Here is a 15,829-nt window from a genome sequence, read left to right as displayed (position 1 = left end):
CTCCGCCTAGATATGCAGTTTAAGAAAAGCTTTAGTGATACTGTTCATATTCTTAATCACATATAAAGCTTCTTTAGAAATATTCAGTTGTGTTTTGAATCATTTGTGTTGGCATATCCAAAAGGTCTGGGCTGGCAAAATAATAAGCAAATGTGAATAGGCCAAACATCATCAGAACTGTGATGAGAATCATGATCCAAGCCAGTATTTTTTCCCAGCCACGTGAAGGACGCACATCACCATAGTCATTACGATGTGGTGTACCTGGCGCAAGTAGCACATATAAGGTAAAGAAGAATTGCAGGATCGGTACCAGTAAGATCAGGCATAGCCAGCCCGTTTTATTCAGGTCATGTAAGCGACGGATCAAGAACACAATTTGACAATACAGCGCCACTAACCACAGTGCAATCAGGGCAAAAAACGAGAGGCCTGAAAATACTGACATGATAGCTGCATCAACATTTGCCTGATTCATGCTAAAAAATCCAGTGAATGCAAAAATGCCGATAAAAGCAGCCACACACACCAGACTCAATAATCCGTACCAGCCGATATAACTCAGACGATTAAAACGTCCATTTGGCGATAATGGATGATCATTGATCGGTAGAGGAGATGTGGGTGTTTCAGGGTTAAACATAGGTGATTCCTGTTCTTTTGTTTATTAAATCTTTTAAGCTCGATGCAATGATCAAAATAATCACTTATTTTAAAAAGAAAAAGCATAGACAAGCAGTTCAGATTTAAATTATTTTGAGTAAATTTTTGAAAATAAATTAGGGGCTGTTGACATTTCAGCCATTGTGAAATGTTAACAGCCCCTAGTCGTAATAGAATAACATTCCTACGACCAAAGCCGCATTGTTTGCGCTTGTAAATGGTGCCCATACTGCTAGAGAGAACAAAACATATCCAGAAGAATAGATGAGAGCATCTAGGATATGAGATAAAAGACCAAGGAAGTGAGCTATGAAAGACATCTACCCAGTGCCTGATAAATTCAAAGAAACGGCAAGAATCTCGGAAGCAGACTATTTCAAACGTTATCAGGAATCGATTGAGCAGCCTGAAGCATTTTGGGCAGAAGAAGCAAAAAATATTGACTGGATCAAGCCGTTTACGCAGGTGAAAAATACCAGTTTTCAACAAGATAATTTTAAAATTGAATGGTTTGCAGATGGTGAACTGAATGTCTCTGCAAACTGTTTAGATCGTCATCTTAAAGATAATCCATTAAAGCCTGCGATTATCTGGGAAGGTGATCACCCGTCACGTCACAAGATCATCTCTTTTGTCGAACTGCACGATGAAGTGTGCCGCTTTGCCAATGTCCTGAAAAAACAAGGGATCAGCAAAGGTGATCGTGTGGTGTTATATATGCCGATGGTACCAGAAGCTGCGATTGCCATGTTGGCCTGCGCACGGATCGGTGCAGTGCATTGTGTTGTATTCGGCGGCTTCTCTCCAGACTCATTGGCCAGCCGTATTGAAGATAGCCAAGCGAAACTGGTGATTACTGCTGATGCGGGAATGCGTGGCGGTAAGTTGCTTCCATTGAAAGAAAATGTCGATGCCGCATTAGAGATTGTAGGAACAGAAAGCGTCCAGAATGTGATTGTGGTACATCGTACCGGCAACCCGATTCAGTTCAATGCACCACGTGATATCTGGTATCACTTGGCGATCATGGAAGTTGATGAGCATTGTCCACCTGAGCCAATGAAAGCGGAAGACCCGTTATTCATTCTCTATACCTCAGGTTCAACTGGTAAACCTAAAGGTGTGTTGCATACTACAGGTGGTTATCTGGTCTACGTCAACAGTACCTTTAGAGAAATCTTTGATCTGAAAGAAGATGATGTGTACTGGTGTACCGCGGATGTGGGCTGGATTACAGGTCATAGTTATTTGCTTTATGGCCCGCTTAGCAATGCCACCACAACAGTGATGTTTGAAGGCATTCCACAATATCCGACATGGGCGCGTATTGGTCATGTTATTGATAAGCATAACATTACCATTCTCTATACTGCACCAACTGCGATTCGCGCCATGATGCGTGAAGGCGATGCTTATGTGCGTGAAAGTGATCGCAGTAGCTTACGCTTACTTGGTTCAGTCGGTGAGCCGATCAATCCAGAGGCATGGAACTGGTACCACGAAGTTGTTGGTGAGGGGCGTTGTCCAATTGTCGATACATGGTGGCAAACTGAAACAGGCGGAATTCTGATTTCGCCATTACCAGGTGCTACTGCGCTCAAACCTGGTTCGGCGACACGTCCATTCTTTGGGGTACAACCTGCGTTGGTGGATGGTGAAGGCAATGAACTTGAAGGTGCGACTGAAGGCAATCTGGTAATTAAAGATTCATGGCCAGGCCAGATGCGAACCATTTGGGGCGATCCAGAACGCTTTATTGAGGCTTATTTCTCTACCTTTAAAGGCAGTTATTTCACAGGTGATGGCGCGCGTCGAGATGAAGATGGCTATTACTGGATTACAGGACGTGTCGATGATGTATTGAACGTCTCTGGACACCGTTTGGGTACGGCTGAAATTGAGAGCGCGTTGGTGGCACATGAAGCGGTTGCTGAAGCTGCTGTGGTCGGGATGCCGCATGAGATCAAAGGGCAGGGCATTTGTACCTTCGTCACCTTACAGGCCGATGTCGCAGAATCGGAAGAGCTCCGTAAGGAGTTGGTGAACTGGGTGCGTAAAGTACTTGGGCCTGTGGCAACGCCTGATGCCTTACATTGGGCGCCAGCTTTGCCAAAAACACGTTCAGGTAAAATCATGCGCCGTATCTTGAGAAAGATTGCTGCCAATGAACTGGATACGCTTGGCGATACTTCAACACTGGCAGAACCAGCGGTGGTTGACCATTTGATTGCAACGGTTTATCCAAACCGATAGAAACCATTTAAATTTAAAAAGAGCGTTTAATCGAACGCTCTTTTTTTATATGCATTATTTAGGGGCTGTTGACATTTCACAGATGCTTGCGACAGCAGACATTTTTTAGACGGTACAAGGCAGGTTTTGTGAAACTTAGCCATTCTAAGTAAACAAGACCTAACGCCGTAGCGGCAAAAAATATCTCTGTCCCGCAGGGTTATGGCTAAAACTTCCCTAAACTGCGTTATGAAACTTGACAAGGGGGGCGCCATTGCCTGCATTTCATGCCTTGTTTACGTCGTTTTAGCCGATAACGCAATGCATGGTTGAGGTGTCAACAGACCCTAATGATTTGCTAAAAAATCAGCCGTGCTTTGTACCATGGCAAAGAAACCTAATGCCGATAAAAATGCGGTTTGAACATCCGCAGCTTTCACGGTTTTACCGTCATATTCGAGATCACGGGTTGCAGTCGCATCCGCAATCACGATGGGTTGGTAGCCGAGCTCTTTGGCAGTACGTGTTCCTGAATCAATACATACGTGCGTCATCATGCCAGTAATCACCAGTTGTTCAACTTGATGCTGCTCAAGGATAGCTTTCAGATTGGTATCGACAAAGCTATTTGGGAAATGCTTTTCGACAATAATCGAGTGATTGTTTACTTTTAATTGTGGATGTAATTCAGCACCGACAGTATTTTCCTGAAAAAAGCTAGCAGTGGCTGGGCTAATATGCTGGATATAAATAATAGGCAAATTATTCTGGATAAAATAATCTTCTAATCGGTTGGTTTGCGCCAGTGCGTGGTCTGGATTGACCAGTTCCATTTTACCATTTTTAAAATAATCGTTCTGAATATCAATAATCAGGAGAGCTTGTTTCATCGTTTTTACTTCCAGTGTTAAGTTAAAACAAGAGTAGGGGAAGCGTGAAAAATCCGCTATATTCAGATGAAAGCATTGTTGCTGGTTTTCTTTCGTAATGAAAAATGAATATTGAACTTGATCCCATCGACTTAAAAATTATTGAACTTCTCAAACAAGATTCGCGCTTAAGCCATAAAGACATTGGTCAGCGAGTGCATCGTACAGGGCAAGCAGTGGGTGCGCGTATCGCCCAACTCATGGATGCAGGCATCATTAAAAATTATACGATTGCTGTTCATTATGAACATAAGCAGTTTATTCAACTGTTTATGAATGACCAGCAAGCTTTTATTGAAGTGGAGCTGCTGGTAAAACAATATGAGCAGGTGGATGAGTGTTTTAAAATTCTCGGCAATGCCTGTTACATGATTGTTAGCCATTTTAATCCTGCGCAGTTAAACGAGTTTATCGAACAGTTATCTAAATGGTGCCGTTATTCGGTCGAAACGGTGATGCGAGAAATTGCAACGGCTTAAAATAAAAGACCCCAAGCCGAGTCTTGGGGTGAGAGTATGTGCCATGTCTTTTATTTTTCTTCTTTTTTGGTTCCAAAGCTTAAGCTGATTTTTCGATCAATAGATGCTCCTGTTGTTGTTCAAGTTGACGAACCAGTGGCAAGACTTTTTCTCCAAAATATTCGACTTCTTCAATGAAATGTAGAAAGCCTGAAAGTACCAGATCAACGCCGACATTCTTCAACGCTACGATTCGTTCGGCAATTTGCTGGGGTGTACCAATCAGATTAGTCTTAAAACCATCGTTATATTGCACCAGATCATCAAAGGTCGATTTCGCCCAGTTGCCTTCACGTTCAGGCGCTGCTGCTCCTGCTTCGCGTGTGGCATCACCAAAGGCATTGACGGCTTCTACATTGGCCTGAGCAATAATTTCATTCAAGACAGCTTTGGCTTCTTCTTCGGTATCGCGGGCGATAATAAATGCATTGACGCCAATCTTGACCTGACGATTTTCTAGCTTGGCCTTTGCCCGTACATCATCAATCTGTTTTTTGATTTCGTCCACACTGTTGCCATTGGTAAAGTACCAGTCGGATACACGTGCAGCCATATCACGTGCGGCGCGGGAACTACCACCCTGAAATACTTCGATATGAGGTTGTTGCAGTGGTTTCGGTTTTAGCGTGTAATTCTGAAACTGGTAATATTTGCCATCAAAACTATAGTTGTCAGTGGTCCAGATGCCTTTGAGGGTACGGATAAATTCTTCTGAACGCACATAACGTTCATCATGTTCAGGCCATGGTTCGCCTATCGCATCAAATTCGCCACGGAACCAGCCACTGACCACATTAATCGCAACACGCCCTTGGGTCAGATAGTCAATGGTGGCTAGCTGTTTAGCCGCAAGTGCGGGCTTCCAAGGGCCTGGTAAAATCGCAGCAATCACTTTGAGTTTTTCAGTTTTTGCCAATAAGGCATGGCTAAAACTCACCGATTCATGCTGGTTTTCAGCACCGTAGCCCGCCGTAAAACGGATTTGGGTCAATGCATATTCAAAGCCACTTTTTTCTGCTGCCTGTGCGAGGCGAACATTGTAGTCGTAGCTCCAGTCGGTACGTTGTTCAATGTTACTTACAACGAGACCGCCACTGACATTGGGAACCCAATAGGCAAATTTAATTGCTGATGTTGTTATTGTCATCGTTGTAGCCTCCACAGAGATAGGGTTTATGCGACGTGGGTTAAATTTTTTGTAGATTTGGGATGAAGACGCGATTCGGCTGCATCCAGATTCGGTACAGCAGCTGAAGGCAAGACTTCTGCCTGTTCGATCTGTTTATTGATGCCAAGGTTTTGATTGGCTTGTTCAGTTTTGGTTTTAATTACAGCAGCACGCTGACCTTTGGCTGGCGCCCATTCCAAAATCGGCAAGGCACGTGCCACCGCAAGTGTGACGCGATCAGCCAATTGCTCACTTTTGACCGTATATTCAGGGGTGAAATCCCGATCTGTCGCATAGACACCAATCGGTAAGGTCTGGGCTTGAAAGAAACTAAACAATGGACGTAACTGATGTTCAAGAACCAGAGCATGACGATCACTACCTCCTGATGCAGCTAGCAAAACAGGGACATCAACTAGTGCAGTTTGTTCTACAAAATCAAAAAAATGTTTGAATAGACCAGTAAAGGAAGCGCGATAAACAGGAGTACCCACAATCAGCGCATCTGCTGCTTCTACGGCTGCCAAATCATCCTGAACCCGTTGCGGAAGTTGATTACGGTAAATGGCTCCGCCGAGTAAAGGGCCGATTTCGCTGAGTTTGACAAAATGCACCTTGATATCAATGGCTTCTGAGAGTTCATCTAGAATGGCTTGCACCAAACTTTCAGTTTTTGAAGGACTATTTAAACCACCAGAAACAGCAACAATATTGAGGGGAGTAGATACCGTATTGCGATTGGACATAATAACTGCCTAAAAAAGATTATTTCGAATTGCTATTTATTTATCTACATCGGCATGGGGGCTGTAAAATAAGGAAATGCTGCAAGCTTATCTTTTTTATAGATATATCAATTAATCAGCATCAATGAAAAATAATCTTGATTTAATCGGCTGTTTCTATTCAGGTTTTTTCATCCACTTTTTAAATTGAATATGATTTAAACGAGTTATATTAATATTTGATTTATTTTGCGGGAAAAGGAAATAAATCAATGCTTGTGCTTGACCTCGGCGCTAATTGAAAATAGGCTTAGACGGATTGAATTTAAATAAACATCGTACAGTGACGTACTTGCAGATAGCTTAAGCGCTTATGAATATTTTAATTGTAGACGACCACCCCCTCTTTAGACATGCCTTGATTCAAGCGGTTCGTTATAGTTTGCCTCAGGCACAGATTCAGGAGACGGCTGATGTTGATGAATTCTATGCACGCTTAGAGCATGGTGCAGAACCTGATCTGGTTTTACTGGATTTAAATCTCCCTGGTGCTTCCGGTTTCTCCGCTCTGGTGTATGTCCGTGCACAATATCCTGCGATTCCAATTATTGTTGTTTCAGCACATGAAGAAGTTTCGATTATTCAACGTGCCATTGCACATGGTGCGATGGGCTATATCCCGAAATCTTCACATCCAAGTCATATTGGTGAAGCAATTAAACATGTTCTGGAAGGTGAAATCTGGTTACCACCGAATTTACCAAGCCATGCAGGTTTTGATCCAAGAGCCGCGGATGAGACTGCTTTGGCAGAACGCCTACAATCACTGACACCACAGCAATTCCGCGTGTTAATGATGGTGGCAGAAGGTTTATTAAATAAGCAGATCGCTTATGAATTGGAAGTCTCTGAAGCGACGATTAAAGCGCATGTCACCGCAATTTTCCGTAAATTGGGCGTGCAGAACCGTACTCAGGCTGTATTGGCAATCAGTGCTTTAAATATTGAAGACAAAAAGATGTAATCTGTTGAAATGAGAGTTTAGGCTCTCATTTTATGAAATGACAGAGAATAAAAAAACCAGTTCTTTCGAACTGGTTTTTTTATTATGAATTCGTTGTTCTATCGCTAGAACTAAAATCCAATATTAGAAACGGAACTTCGCGTTTACGCCAACAGTTTGCGTATCAACATTTGCATGAACTGCATTTGCATTTACGTAGCTAGCACCTACAGCAATTGCTGGAGTGATGAAGTAGTTAACGTTCGCGCCCCAAGCAGATTTGATCGGAGAGAAGTTGTCGTTAGCTGGGTTTTTGCTAAAGTTTGCTTCAGCATAAGAAGCGCCAACGCTTAACGCAGGTGTTAAATAAAGATCAGTTTTTAAACCGTAAGCTTGGTTTTCGCCGTATGCAAGACCAGTTTCAAAACCAATAGCCATGTTTGTACCGTCGATGTTACCAACGTATTTAGTACGTGCAGTTACAACGTCTTGTTTATCACCAATTGTTGCTGAATCAGCAACAGCACTGAATACGCCATTTTCAACAGCTTTGTTTGCATCTAAAGCAATTTGGTCAGCAACGCGAGTATAACCTACAGCAACTAAGAAGTTAGGTAAAACCATAGCACCAAGTTCTACAGAGTAGCGGTCGCCATTGTCTTTTTCGCCTTCAGCTTTAGTTTGAGAGTGGCTATATGCAGCACTTGCGTAAGCAGGTACATAAGGAGTAGGAAGATAAACTTCACCTTTTGCACCGAAAGTGTTGTTCTTAACAGTTACTGCCTTATCACCACTTAATTTTGCATAGTTGTATGCAGCAGAAACATTAGAAGCTTGGTTTAAGAAAGCCGCTTCAGCTAAAGGACCTTTAGATGCGTCTACATTTTTGAAGTAGTAAGTACCTTTAGCAGCACCAGTAAAGTCTTTGTCATTTAAGTCTTTAGCTTCGATGAATTCAGATTGACCTTGAACTTCGAATTGGTATGCATGAGCGCCGGTCATGGCTAAAACTAGAGCAGTGGCTAAACCGAGTTTTTTCATAATGATTTCCAGCTTTAAAACAAGAAAGAGTAAATTTGGAGTCATTGTATTGTAACAATTTATGAAGTCAATGTAATAAATTCACCCTTCCGATAAGCGATCAAAATGTGATTTGTCATCGTACAAAAAGTGAACGTTTAATTAAATTGTTGTCAACCTTTTATAAATTATATAACTAACAAATAGATAAGCTTACATTTTGTCTTTTTATAGAATGTAATCACTATGTCACAGTTGAAAAGTTTGATTGGTTTGTTCGATTATTTTAATCGTTTTTTTCGTTGATAAAGGTCTTTATTTTGTCATAAAAAGACAACTAAAAGCGTGAGCTGAAATGACCTTATTTGTATTTTGTGCGATGAAGTATGCAAAAAATGGCTCCTTCTGGCCAAATTAATATAACCGAAAATACCCAATAAGTCTGATTTTTAATAACCAATTAACAAAAACGATTGGAAATTTAATTCCGATCTATTTAATCGACTTTACTTTCCGAGAAGTAATTCACATAATACTAAGCAAGAGGTATCTAATTTGCATTTTAGTATCTCATAACATTTTCTTGAGTATTTCGATGTTTTAAACATCAATGTTTTACTAGCTCGGCTTTCCCCAAGGCTGAGCTTTTTTTTGTCTGCAATTTCTATTTGTACACATAAATAATGCTACAGCACCGAGAGAAGAAACAATTTATAGTCATTAACTCTCTACGCATTATTCAATTCTTTCATTATGTCTAAAAAATTAAAATTACTCGCGCTATGTGCAGCTGTGATCTCAGCTGCAACACTGGTTGGTTGTCAAAATATTCAGTCCCAAGCTCAACCTCTAGTCTTAAAGAAACAGACGCAGGATCAGATCGCAACTGCATTCGAAAATATCCAGACAACCGGTGTATTGGTCATCTATGATGGCAAAAATTTTCAAAAATATGGCAATGATCTCAGCCGTGCAGATCAGCGTTACATTCCGGCCTCAACTTTTAAAATGCTCAATGCCTTGATTGGTATACAGCACCATAAAACCTCACCTAATGAAGTGTTTAAATGGGATGGACAGAAACGGGCTTTTCGTAGCTGGGAGAAGGACTTAACGCTTGCTGAGGCAATGCAAGCTTCGGCTGTACCTGTCTATCAGGAGCTGGCGCGCCGTATTGGTCTAGAATTAATGGCAAGTGAAGTAAAGCGGGTTGCCTACGGGAATCAAAATATAGGGACGCAAGTTGATAATTTTTGGTTAGTGGGGCCTTTAGAAATTACGCCAGTTGAGGAAGTAAAATTTGCCTATGCCTTAGCCAAACAGCAACTTCCATTTGATCCCTCAACACAGCAGCAAGTCAGAGATATGTTGTTGATCGAAAATGTTCAGGGAACCAGAATCTATGCCAAGAGTGGTTGGGGAATGGATGTAAATCCTCAAGTTGGATGGTGGACGGGTTGGATTGAACAACCAAATGGTCAAGTCACAGCATTTTCGCTGAATATGGAAATGAAAAAAGCAGAACATGCGGATGCGCGTAAAGCGATTATTTATCAAGCTTTACAACAGTTAGGTTTATTACCCCAATAAAATTCTGATAAAAAAAGACCCAGCTTTTAAGATAAAGCTGGGTTCGAAAAGGATGTTTCACATTGGGGAGAAAACATCCTTGAGGGTTTCTGTGTAAAACAAAGAATCTCAGGGCTTGATGAAATTATGTTCTTTGGAAAGTAATTTGTGAAATTGATAATTTTTATTTTAAAGATAGGGTTTTTCGATCAAAAATAAAATGATATTAAAAAGTAAAAGGTGAATCTGGGCTGATCAGTTGACTTAAATTAATTTAAAAATACTAGCTATCTTTTTGACTTTTATCATTTATATTCTTAATTTTAAAAACGATCAATATGATTTAATCCAGTAAATATAAATAAAACTTATTCTCAATAAATAATATTTCTTTTCATTGTTTACTCGGAAATCTGGAGAATCTTGCTGTTATCGCTTAATACGCACAAAAAACTCTGCATAATCGTAGTCGTGTGATTTAAAATTCAGGTAAAATTATTATCTGTTTAAAATGCAATCGAGACCTTTTTTTGAAAAATAGTCAGGTGTGTTAATGGGGCAACACTTAAAAAGCTCGAAATTACGTTCTGAGCAAATTAGTCGGCGCCTATTTCTTTGCATGCTCGTTATTATTTTTTCTATCTCCTATCTTTCTATTCCTTTAATTATCAATAGTTATCAAGAATATATAAGAACAAATCAAACATTGACCGAAATTATTAGTTTGCGTAGCCTAGTCAAGACCGCAAATAAAATTTCCAAAGAGCGTGCGCCGTCAAACAAGGTGATGTCGAGTCAGCCTCAAGATTTGGCTGAAAATCGTAAGGAATTGCTGGAATATCGAAAGCTCGTCGATATGCAAATTGATCGGACCATTGAAGTTTTAAAATACAATGGTTTTGAAATGATTGCCGAGGACCTAGATACAGATCTTAAGACGAAATTAGCTCAGGCACGCACTGTCGTGGATGCGTATGCGGATACTCCGAAGCATCAGCGAACATCGATCCAGTTTGATCGCGCTATTCTATCTATGTTTGATGTTTGGGATGAAAGTCGTGAGCTTTTAAAATGGCTGATGGTTCAGTCGAATAGTAAAAATAGCAAAATGTCGAACTATTTCACCTCGATCCTGATTTTAACCGATATGCGGGATCAGGCAGGTCGAGTGGCTTCAAATATTATGGCACCTGTGACCTTTGATGAAAAAATTTCTGATGAGAATCGAGCGCGTTCATTACAGACTCAGCACCAAGCCATTTATCTTTGGGGGCTGATTGATACTATCCAGCCTGAACAATCAAAATCACCTGAATATGTTCGACTCTATTTACGGGTAAAAACAGAATTTCTGGATAAGGGACTGCCCATCATTTCGCAGTTACTGGATGAGAGTAAAAATAATGAAGCTTATTTTATTTCAGGGACGGAATTGACCGATCAAATGGTCGGAAAATTTACCACTGTGATGGATTTGCAGAGTTATATTCTGAATGACAGTATTGAAGTTGCAGAAGATCAAAACCGACGCGCAAAACTACAGTTTATCTTTACCCTGTGTATTTCCAGTTTATCGTTGCTGATTGCCATCTTTACCATGATTTATGCCAAGAGAAGGGTATTTGGGCCATTAATCAATGCACGAAATATGATTTTGCGTCTTTCGGGGACTTCTGATGAGCTTTCTCATATGACCAAAAACAAGGAAGAGTTTTTTTCCTTATTTGAAGCCATCGATAAACTCAAAGGTATGTTGAAACAGCGCGATACGATGGAGTTGCAATTAAAGCAAATCGCGAATTCTGATGTACTGACAGGCGTGGCAAACCGATTGGCACTAGAAGAATATATTGCTGCGCTGGAAGCTAAACCTGAGGGCTTATCACAAACGTGTGTGATCGCAATTGATATTGATAATTTCAAGTTTGTAAATGATCAGTACGGGCATATTGTTGGAGATCAGGTCATTACCATGATTGCGGATCAGCTTAAACGCAATGTGCGGGCTTCTGACCTGATTGTGCGTTATGGTGGTGATGAGTTTCTGATTGTTCTTGAAAACATTCAAATAGACGCTGCCAAAGCCATTGCAGAGAGTATTCGTTTAGGCGTCATTCAGGAAAATATTATGATTCCGAGTTTGGCTAAAGAGATTCAGGTTTCGGTGAGTATTGGGATTGCGATTGGGGCAAATAGTTGGTTAGCGTTGTTAGAAAAAGCAGATCAGTCGCTGTTAAAAGCGAAGGCAAAAGGGAAGAATGTAGTGGAAGGATAATTATTCAGCATTGATTTTAATGCTAATTTTTAGTCATCATATTTAAATTTAGAATTGCTAGCTTAAACGAATCCGAAATATAAGATTCTGTTCGTGGCAGCAAAAGACCAAAATAAATTATCTCAAGTTATTTATTCATCTCAACATTACAAAGATTGGCAAAAATAGCGCGAGCTTCTAAACAATGTGAAAGCGATGATATCGCTCAAGATGCATTTTTATTTATTATCGAGCATTGGACTGGAGAATTTGATTTAGCCAATAATGAACATTGGGATGAATTAAAACATAAAATGTGGAATAAATTCGTTCATGGTGCTGATCGTCTGCTTAAAAATGCGTTTGATTTTGATCACAGTATGAGAAATGATTTAGATGAGGCAATTAATCCCCTCCTTTTGTCCCTATCTTCTCCTATATCTACTGAGCCATTGCAACGAATTTTAGATGCTGAAGATCAGCACATTCAACAAAATAAAGAAACACACCAAATTAAAGAAAATAGTTTTTCTATGGCTTTAGCTTATGTTCATTTATTTGAAAGTCTTAAACCTAAACTAATCAAATATACGTATTTAAGCATCGCTGATTATATGAAAATGTCTTACTCATGGTTACGAGAGTGTTTAAAGCGTGCTGAAAAACTTCAGAAAACCCAACATTCTTTGTTTGATCATCTTGAATATGCACCAGTTCAGTATTTAGGAAGTTGGCGTAAATTTAAACTTGAACGGCAAAGCCAGCCTAAATTTACACCAATATTAGAGAACCAATTAAGTTTATTTCAACATCGGCTTTAAGAAACGACCTGTATGTGAAATCTCAACTTGAGCCACTTGCTCAGGTGTACCTTCGGCAATGATTTGACCGCCACCAGAACCACCTTCAGGGCCTAAATCAATTACCCAGTCAGCAGTCTTGATCACATCCAGATTATGCTCAATCACAACGATGGTATTACCCTTATTGCGTAGCTCATACAAAATGTCGAGTAACTTGGCAATATCATGGAAATGCAGACCTGTAGTCGGTTCATCCAAGATATATAAGGTTCGACCCGTATCGCGTTTTGCCAACTCACGTGCCAGCTTCACACGTTGCGCTTCACCGCCAGAAAGTGTTGTTGCCGCTTGCCCTAAACGGATATAGCCAAGCCCGACTTGAGTTAAAGTATCTAAACGACGATGAATCACAGGAATGGCACTAAAGAACTCAGCAGCGTCTTCCACCGTCATTTCCAAGACATCAGAAATATTCTTGCCTTTATAACCGACTTCTAAAGTTTCACGGTTATAACGCTTGCCATGACAAGCATCACAAGGCACATACATATCTGGCAGGAAGTGCATTGCGACTTTGATCATGCCGTCGCCTTCACACGCTTCACAGCGACCACCTTTCACGTTGAATGAGAAACGACCTGCGCTATAACCACGCGCTTTGGCTTCAGGTGTCTGAGCAAATAATTCACGAATCGGCGTGAATAAACCCGTATAAGTTGCAGGGTTTGAACGTGGGGTACGACCAATAGGACTTTGGTCAATATCAACCACTTTATCCAAATGCTGTAAGCCATCAATCGAGTCAAACTTTTCCGCAGTCAGCGTGGTTGCCCCATTCAGCTGAGTTGCAGCCAAAGGCAATAAAGTACGATTAATCAGCGTTGATTTACCAGAACCAGATACCCCAGTTACACAGGTCATAATACCTAATGGAATGGTTAGATCGACATTTTGTAAGTTGTGTCCGCTGGCGCCAGAGAGTTTGATCACTTCATCTGGGCGAGGTGAGATCGTACGTTGTTTCGGTACTTCAATCTTCAATTTACCTGACAGATATTGACCTGTGAGTGAGTCGGCATGATTCGCCAATTCATCATAAGTGCCTTCCGCAATCACGGCACCACCATGAATACCCGCACCTGGTCCGATATCAATAATATGGTCAGCAGCACGGATGGCATCTTCATCATGCTCTACTACAAGCACGGTATTGCCGAGATCACGCAAGCGAATCAGGGTTTGCAACAAGCGATCATTATCACGTTGATGTAGACCAATCGAAGGTTCATCCAGCACATACATCACGCCCATTAAACCTGCGCCGATCTGAGAAGCCAGACGAATACGTTGCGCTTCACCACCTGAAAGGGTTTCGGCTGAACGTGCCAAACTGAGATAATTCAGGCCAACACTGACCAGAAAGTGTAAACGCTCACGAATCTCTTTAAAGATTTTATCCGCGATTTCACCTTTAGCACCTTCAAGATTCAGGTCTTGATAATAGTTTTCCGCATCACCAATCGACATCTTGGTGATTTGAGCAATGGTCTTGTCTTTAACACGAACATGACGAGAAATTTCATTTAGACGTGAACCGCCACAAGCATCACATGCTGCATTCGACAGATATTGTGCCAGATCATCACGGACATAATTCGATTCAGTTTCGCGGTAGCGACGTTCCAGATGCGGCAAAATCCCTTCAAAGGCTTGAACACGACTGTGCTTACGACCACGTTCATCGATATAACTGAGGTCGATTTTCTCTTTGCCTGTGCCTTGCAGGAATTTCTTTTGCGTATCTTTATCAAGTTTATTCCACGGCTCATCTAGATCAATACCGAAATGATCCGCGACTTTTTGCAGCATGGTGTAGTAATACGGGCGCTGTCTGTCCCAACCACGAATTGCACCTTGGCTAATTGAAATTTCAGGATTTGGAATCAGCTTATCTGAACTGAAATGGCTACGCGTGCCCAAACCATCACAGACAGGGCAGGCACCGAATGGGTTATTGAATGAAAATAAACGTGGTTCAAGTTCAGCTACGGCGCGGTCACATTCTGGACAAGAATGTTTTGCCGAAAACACGCGCTCGGGATGTTCACCATTCATCCATGATAAAACCGCAATATCACCACCTAGTCGTAATGCAGTTTCAAACGATTCTGCAATACGGTTACCGAGATCATCACGGACTTTAAAGCGATCAACCACCACTTCAATGGTATGTTTTTTCTTTTTGTCCAGTTCAGGTGGGGTATCAATATCAATGATTTCACCATCGACACGAGCACGAACAAAACCTTGGCCTTGTAACTGTTCAAATAATTGGGTGTATTCACCTTTACGCTCACGCACCACAGGCGCAAGCAACATCAAAGCAGTGCCTTCTTCCAGACTTTTAACGGCATCGACCATTTCTGAAATGGTTTGTGCCACCATTGGCAAATCATGTTCAGGGCAATACGGCGTTCCGACGCGTGCGTAAAGCAAACGCAAATAGTCGTAAATTTCAGTAATGGTACCGACGGTCGAACGTGGGTTATGACTCGTTGATTTTTGTTCAATCGCAATCGCAGGCGATAAACCTTCAATCGAATCAACTTCAGGTTTTTCCATTTGTGACAGGAATTGGCGCGCATAAGCCGACAGTGATTCGACATAACGGCGCTGGCCTTCGGCATACAAGGTATCAAAGGCCAAGGATGATTTTCCTGAGCCAGAAAGTCCCGTAATCACCACAAACTTGTCACGTGGGATATCGAGTGACACATTTTTTAAATTATGAGTACGTGCGCCTCGAATACGGATATGACTTTGACTCATAAATACATCTCAATAAGCTGAACATGAAAACATGTATATGATAACGATTTAAAATTGTTCAAGTGGTATAAAAATATTTAAAACGACAAATTGTGACGGTTAATGAACTGGTTCAC

12 protein-coding genes are annotated in these 15,829 nt (G+C 41.1%); 6 read left to right on the top strand and 6 right to left on the bottom strand.

The genetic code is table 11. The annotated features are described in order from the left end of the window. Nucleotides 1-73: 73 nt before the first annotated feature. Complete coding sequence (locus tag EC846_RS12980; RefSeq protein WP_123775401.1) at nucleotides 74-643, bottom strand: DUF805 domain-containing protein; 570 nt, start codon at nucleotides 641-643, stop codon at nucleotides 74-76. A 329-nt stretch (nucleotides 644-972) separates the two neighbouring features. On the opposite strand from EC846_RS12980, the gene acs reads away from it, so the two are divergent. After that, on the top strand, nucleotides 973-2,916 hold the full coding sequence (gene acs / locus EC846_RS12975) for an acetate--CoA ligase (RefSeq protein WP_123775400.1): 1,944 nt from the start codon (nucleotides 973-975) through the stop codon (nucleotides 2,914-2,916). Between the two features lie 326 nt (nucleotides 2,917-3,242). On the opposite strand, the gene EC846_RS12970 is transcribed toward acs, so the two are convergent. Next, nucleotides 3,243-3,785, bottom strand: a complete 543-nt coding sequence (locus tag EC846_RS12970) for a cysteine hydrolase family protein (protein WP_123775399.1) — start codon at nucleotides 3,783-3,785, stop codon at nucleotides 3,243-3,245. Nucleotides 3,786-3,889: 104 nt separating this feature from the next. Between EC846_RS12970 and EC846_RS12965 the strand changes: the two genes are divergently transcribed. Further along, on the top strand, nucleotides 3,890-4,303 hold the full coding sequence (locus tag EC846_RS12965) for an Lrp/AsnC family transcriptional regulator (RefSeq protein ID WP_005260139.1): 414 nt from the start codon (nucleotides 3,890-3,892) through the stop codon (nucleotides 4,301-4,303). A gap of 79 nt (nucleotides 4,304-4,382) precedes the next feature. Here EC846_RS12965 and sfnG read toward each other — a convergent pair whose 3' ends face one another. After that, entirely contained in the window at nucleotides 4,383-5,489 is a 1,107-nt protein-coding gene (gene sfnG, locus EC846_RS12960) for a dimethylsulfone monooxygenase SfnG (protein ID WP_004776211.1), read from the bottom strand. 26 nt (nucleotides 5,490-5,515) lie between these two features. Next, a complete protein-coding gene (gene msuE, locus EC846_RS12955) occupies nucleotides 5,516-6,256 on the bottom strand; it encodes an FMN reductase (RefSeq protein ID WP_123775398.1) in 741 nt (246 codons plus the stop codon). A gap of 352 nt (nucleotides 6,257-6,608) precedes the next feature. Here msuE and EC846_RS12950 point away from each other — a divergent pair, with 352 nt between their 5' ends. Next, a complete protein-coding gene (locus tag EC846_RS12950) occupies nucleotides 6,609-7,259 on the top strand; it encodes a response regulator (protein WP_004776208.1) in 651 nt (216 codons plus the stop codon). 123 nt (nucleotides 7,260-7,382) lie between these two features. Here the strand turns inward: EC846_RS12950 and omp33-36 are convergent, their stop codons facing one another. Then, a complete protein-coding gene (gene omp33-36 / locus EC846_RS12945; protein ID WP_123775397.1) occupies nucleotides 7,383-8,279 on the bottom strand; it encodes a porin Omp33-36 in 897 nt (298 codons plus the stop codon). Nucleotides 8,280-9,011: 732 nt separating this feature from the next. On the opposite strand from omp33-36, the gene blaOXA reads away from it, so the two are divergent. The 3 genes from blaOXA (at nucleotide 9,012) to EC846_RS12930 (ending at nucleotide 12,902) form a co-directional block, all read left to right on the top strand. Next, complete coding sequence (gene blaOXA, locus EC846_RS12940; protein ID WP_123775396.1) at nucleotides 9,012-9,848, top strand: OXA-294 family class D beta-lactamase; 837 nt, start codon at nucleotides 9,012-9,014, stop codon at nucleotides 9,846-9,848. A 532-nt stretch (nucleotides 9,849-10,380) separates the two neighbouring features. Beyond that, nucleotides 10,381-12,102 (top strand): GGDEF domain-containing protein, encoded by a 1,722-nt coding sequence (locus EC846_RS12935; RefSeq protein WP_123775395.1) that lies wholly within the window; start codon nucleotides 10,381-10,383, stop codon nucleotides 12,100-12,102. A gap of 155 nt (nucleotides 12,103-12,257) precedes the next feature. Further along, entirely contained in the window at nucleotides 12,258-12,902 is a 645-nt protein-coding gene (locus EC846_RS12930; RefSeq protein ID WP_228200680.1) for a hypothetical protein, read from the top strand. On the opposite strand, the gene uvrA is transcribed toward EC846_RS12930, so the two are convergent. Beyond that, nucleotides 12,882-15,713 (bottom strand): excinuclease ABC subunit UvrA, encoded by a 2,832-nt coding sequence (gene uvrA, locus EC846_RS12925; protein WP_004776201.1) that lies wholly within the window; start codon nucleotides 15,711-15,713, stop codon nucleotides 12,882-12,884. The genes EC846_RS12930 and uvrA overlap by 21 nt on opposite strands. Nucleotides 15,714-15,829: the final 116 nt, after the last annotated feature.

The organism is Acinetobacter sp. BIGb0102 (assembly GCF_003815055.1).
GTDB lineage: Bacteria > Pseudomonadota > Gammaproteobacteria > Pseudomonadales > Moraxellaceae > Acinetobacter > Acinetobacter vivianii.
The sequence above is the reverse complement of the archived record's forward strand: the minus strand, read 5'-3'. Positions and strand labels throughout refer to the sequence as shown.

Excerpts from the sequence above, each read along its gene's own strand:
- EC846_RS12965 (WP_005260139.1), top strand. The coding sequence starts at position 3,890 with ATGAATATTGAACTTGATCCCATCGACTTAAAAATTATTGAACTTCTC.
- blaOXA (WP_123775396.1), top strand. The coding sequence starts at position 9,012 with ATGTCTAAAAAATTAAAATTACTCGCGCTATGTGCAGCTGTGATCTCA.
- acs (WP_123775400.1), top strand. The coding sequence starts at position 973 with ATGAAAGACATCTACCCAGTGCCTGATAAATTCAAAGAAACGGCAAGA.
- uvrA (WP_004776201.1), bottom strand. The coding sequence starts at position 15,713 with ATGAGTCAAAGTCATATCCGTATTCGAGGCGCACGTACTCATAATTTA.
- EC846_RS12970 (WP_123775399.1), bottom strand. The coding sequence starts at position 3,785 with ATGAAACAAGCTCTCCTGATTATTGATATTCAGAACGATTATTTTAAA.
- omp33-36 (WP_123775397.1), bottom strand. The coding sequence starts at position 8,279 with ATGAAAAAACTCGGTTTAGCCACTGCTCTAGTTTTAGCCATGACCGGC.
- EC846_RS12935 (WP_123775395.1), top strand. The coding sequence starts at position 10,381 with ATGGGGCAACACTTAAAAAGCTCGAAATTACGTTCTGAGCAAATTAGT.
- sfnG (WP_004776211.1), bottom strand. The coding sequence starts at position 5,489 with ATGACAATAACAACATCAGCAATTAAATTTGCCTATTGGGTTCCCAAT.
- msuE (WP_123775398.1), bottom strand. The coding sequence starts at position 6,256 with ATGTCCAATCGCAATACGGTATCTACTCCCCTCAATATTGTTGCTGTT.
- EC846_RS12980 (WP_123775401.1), bottom strand. The coding sequence starts at position 643 with ATGTTTAACCCTGAAACACCCACATCTCCTCTACCGATCAATGATCAT.
- EC846_RS12950 (WP_004776208.1), top strand. The coding sequence starts at position 6,609 with ATGAATATTTTAATTGTAGACGACCACCCCCTCTTTAGACATGCCTTG.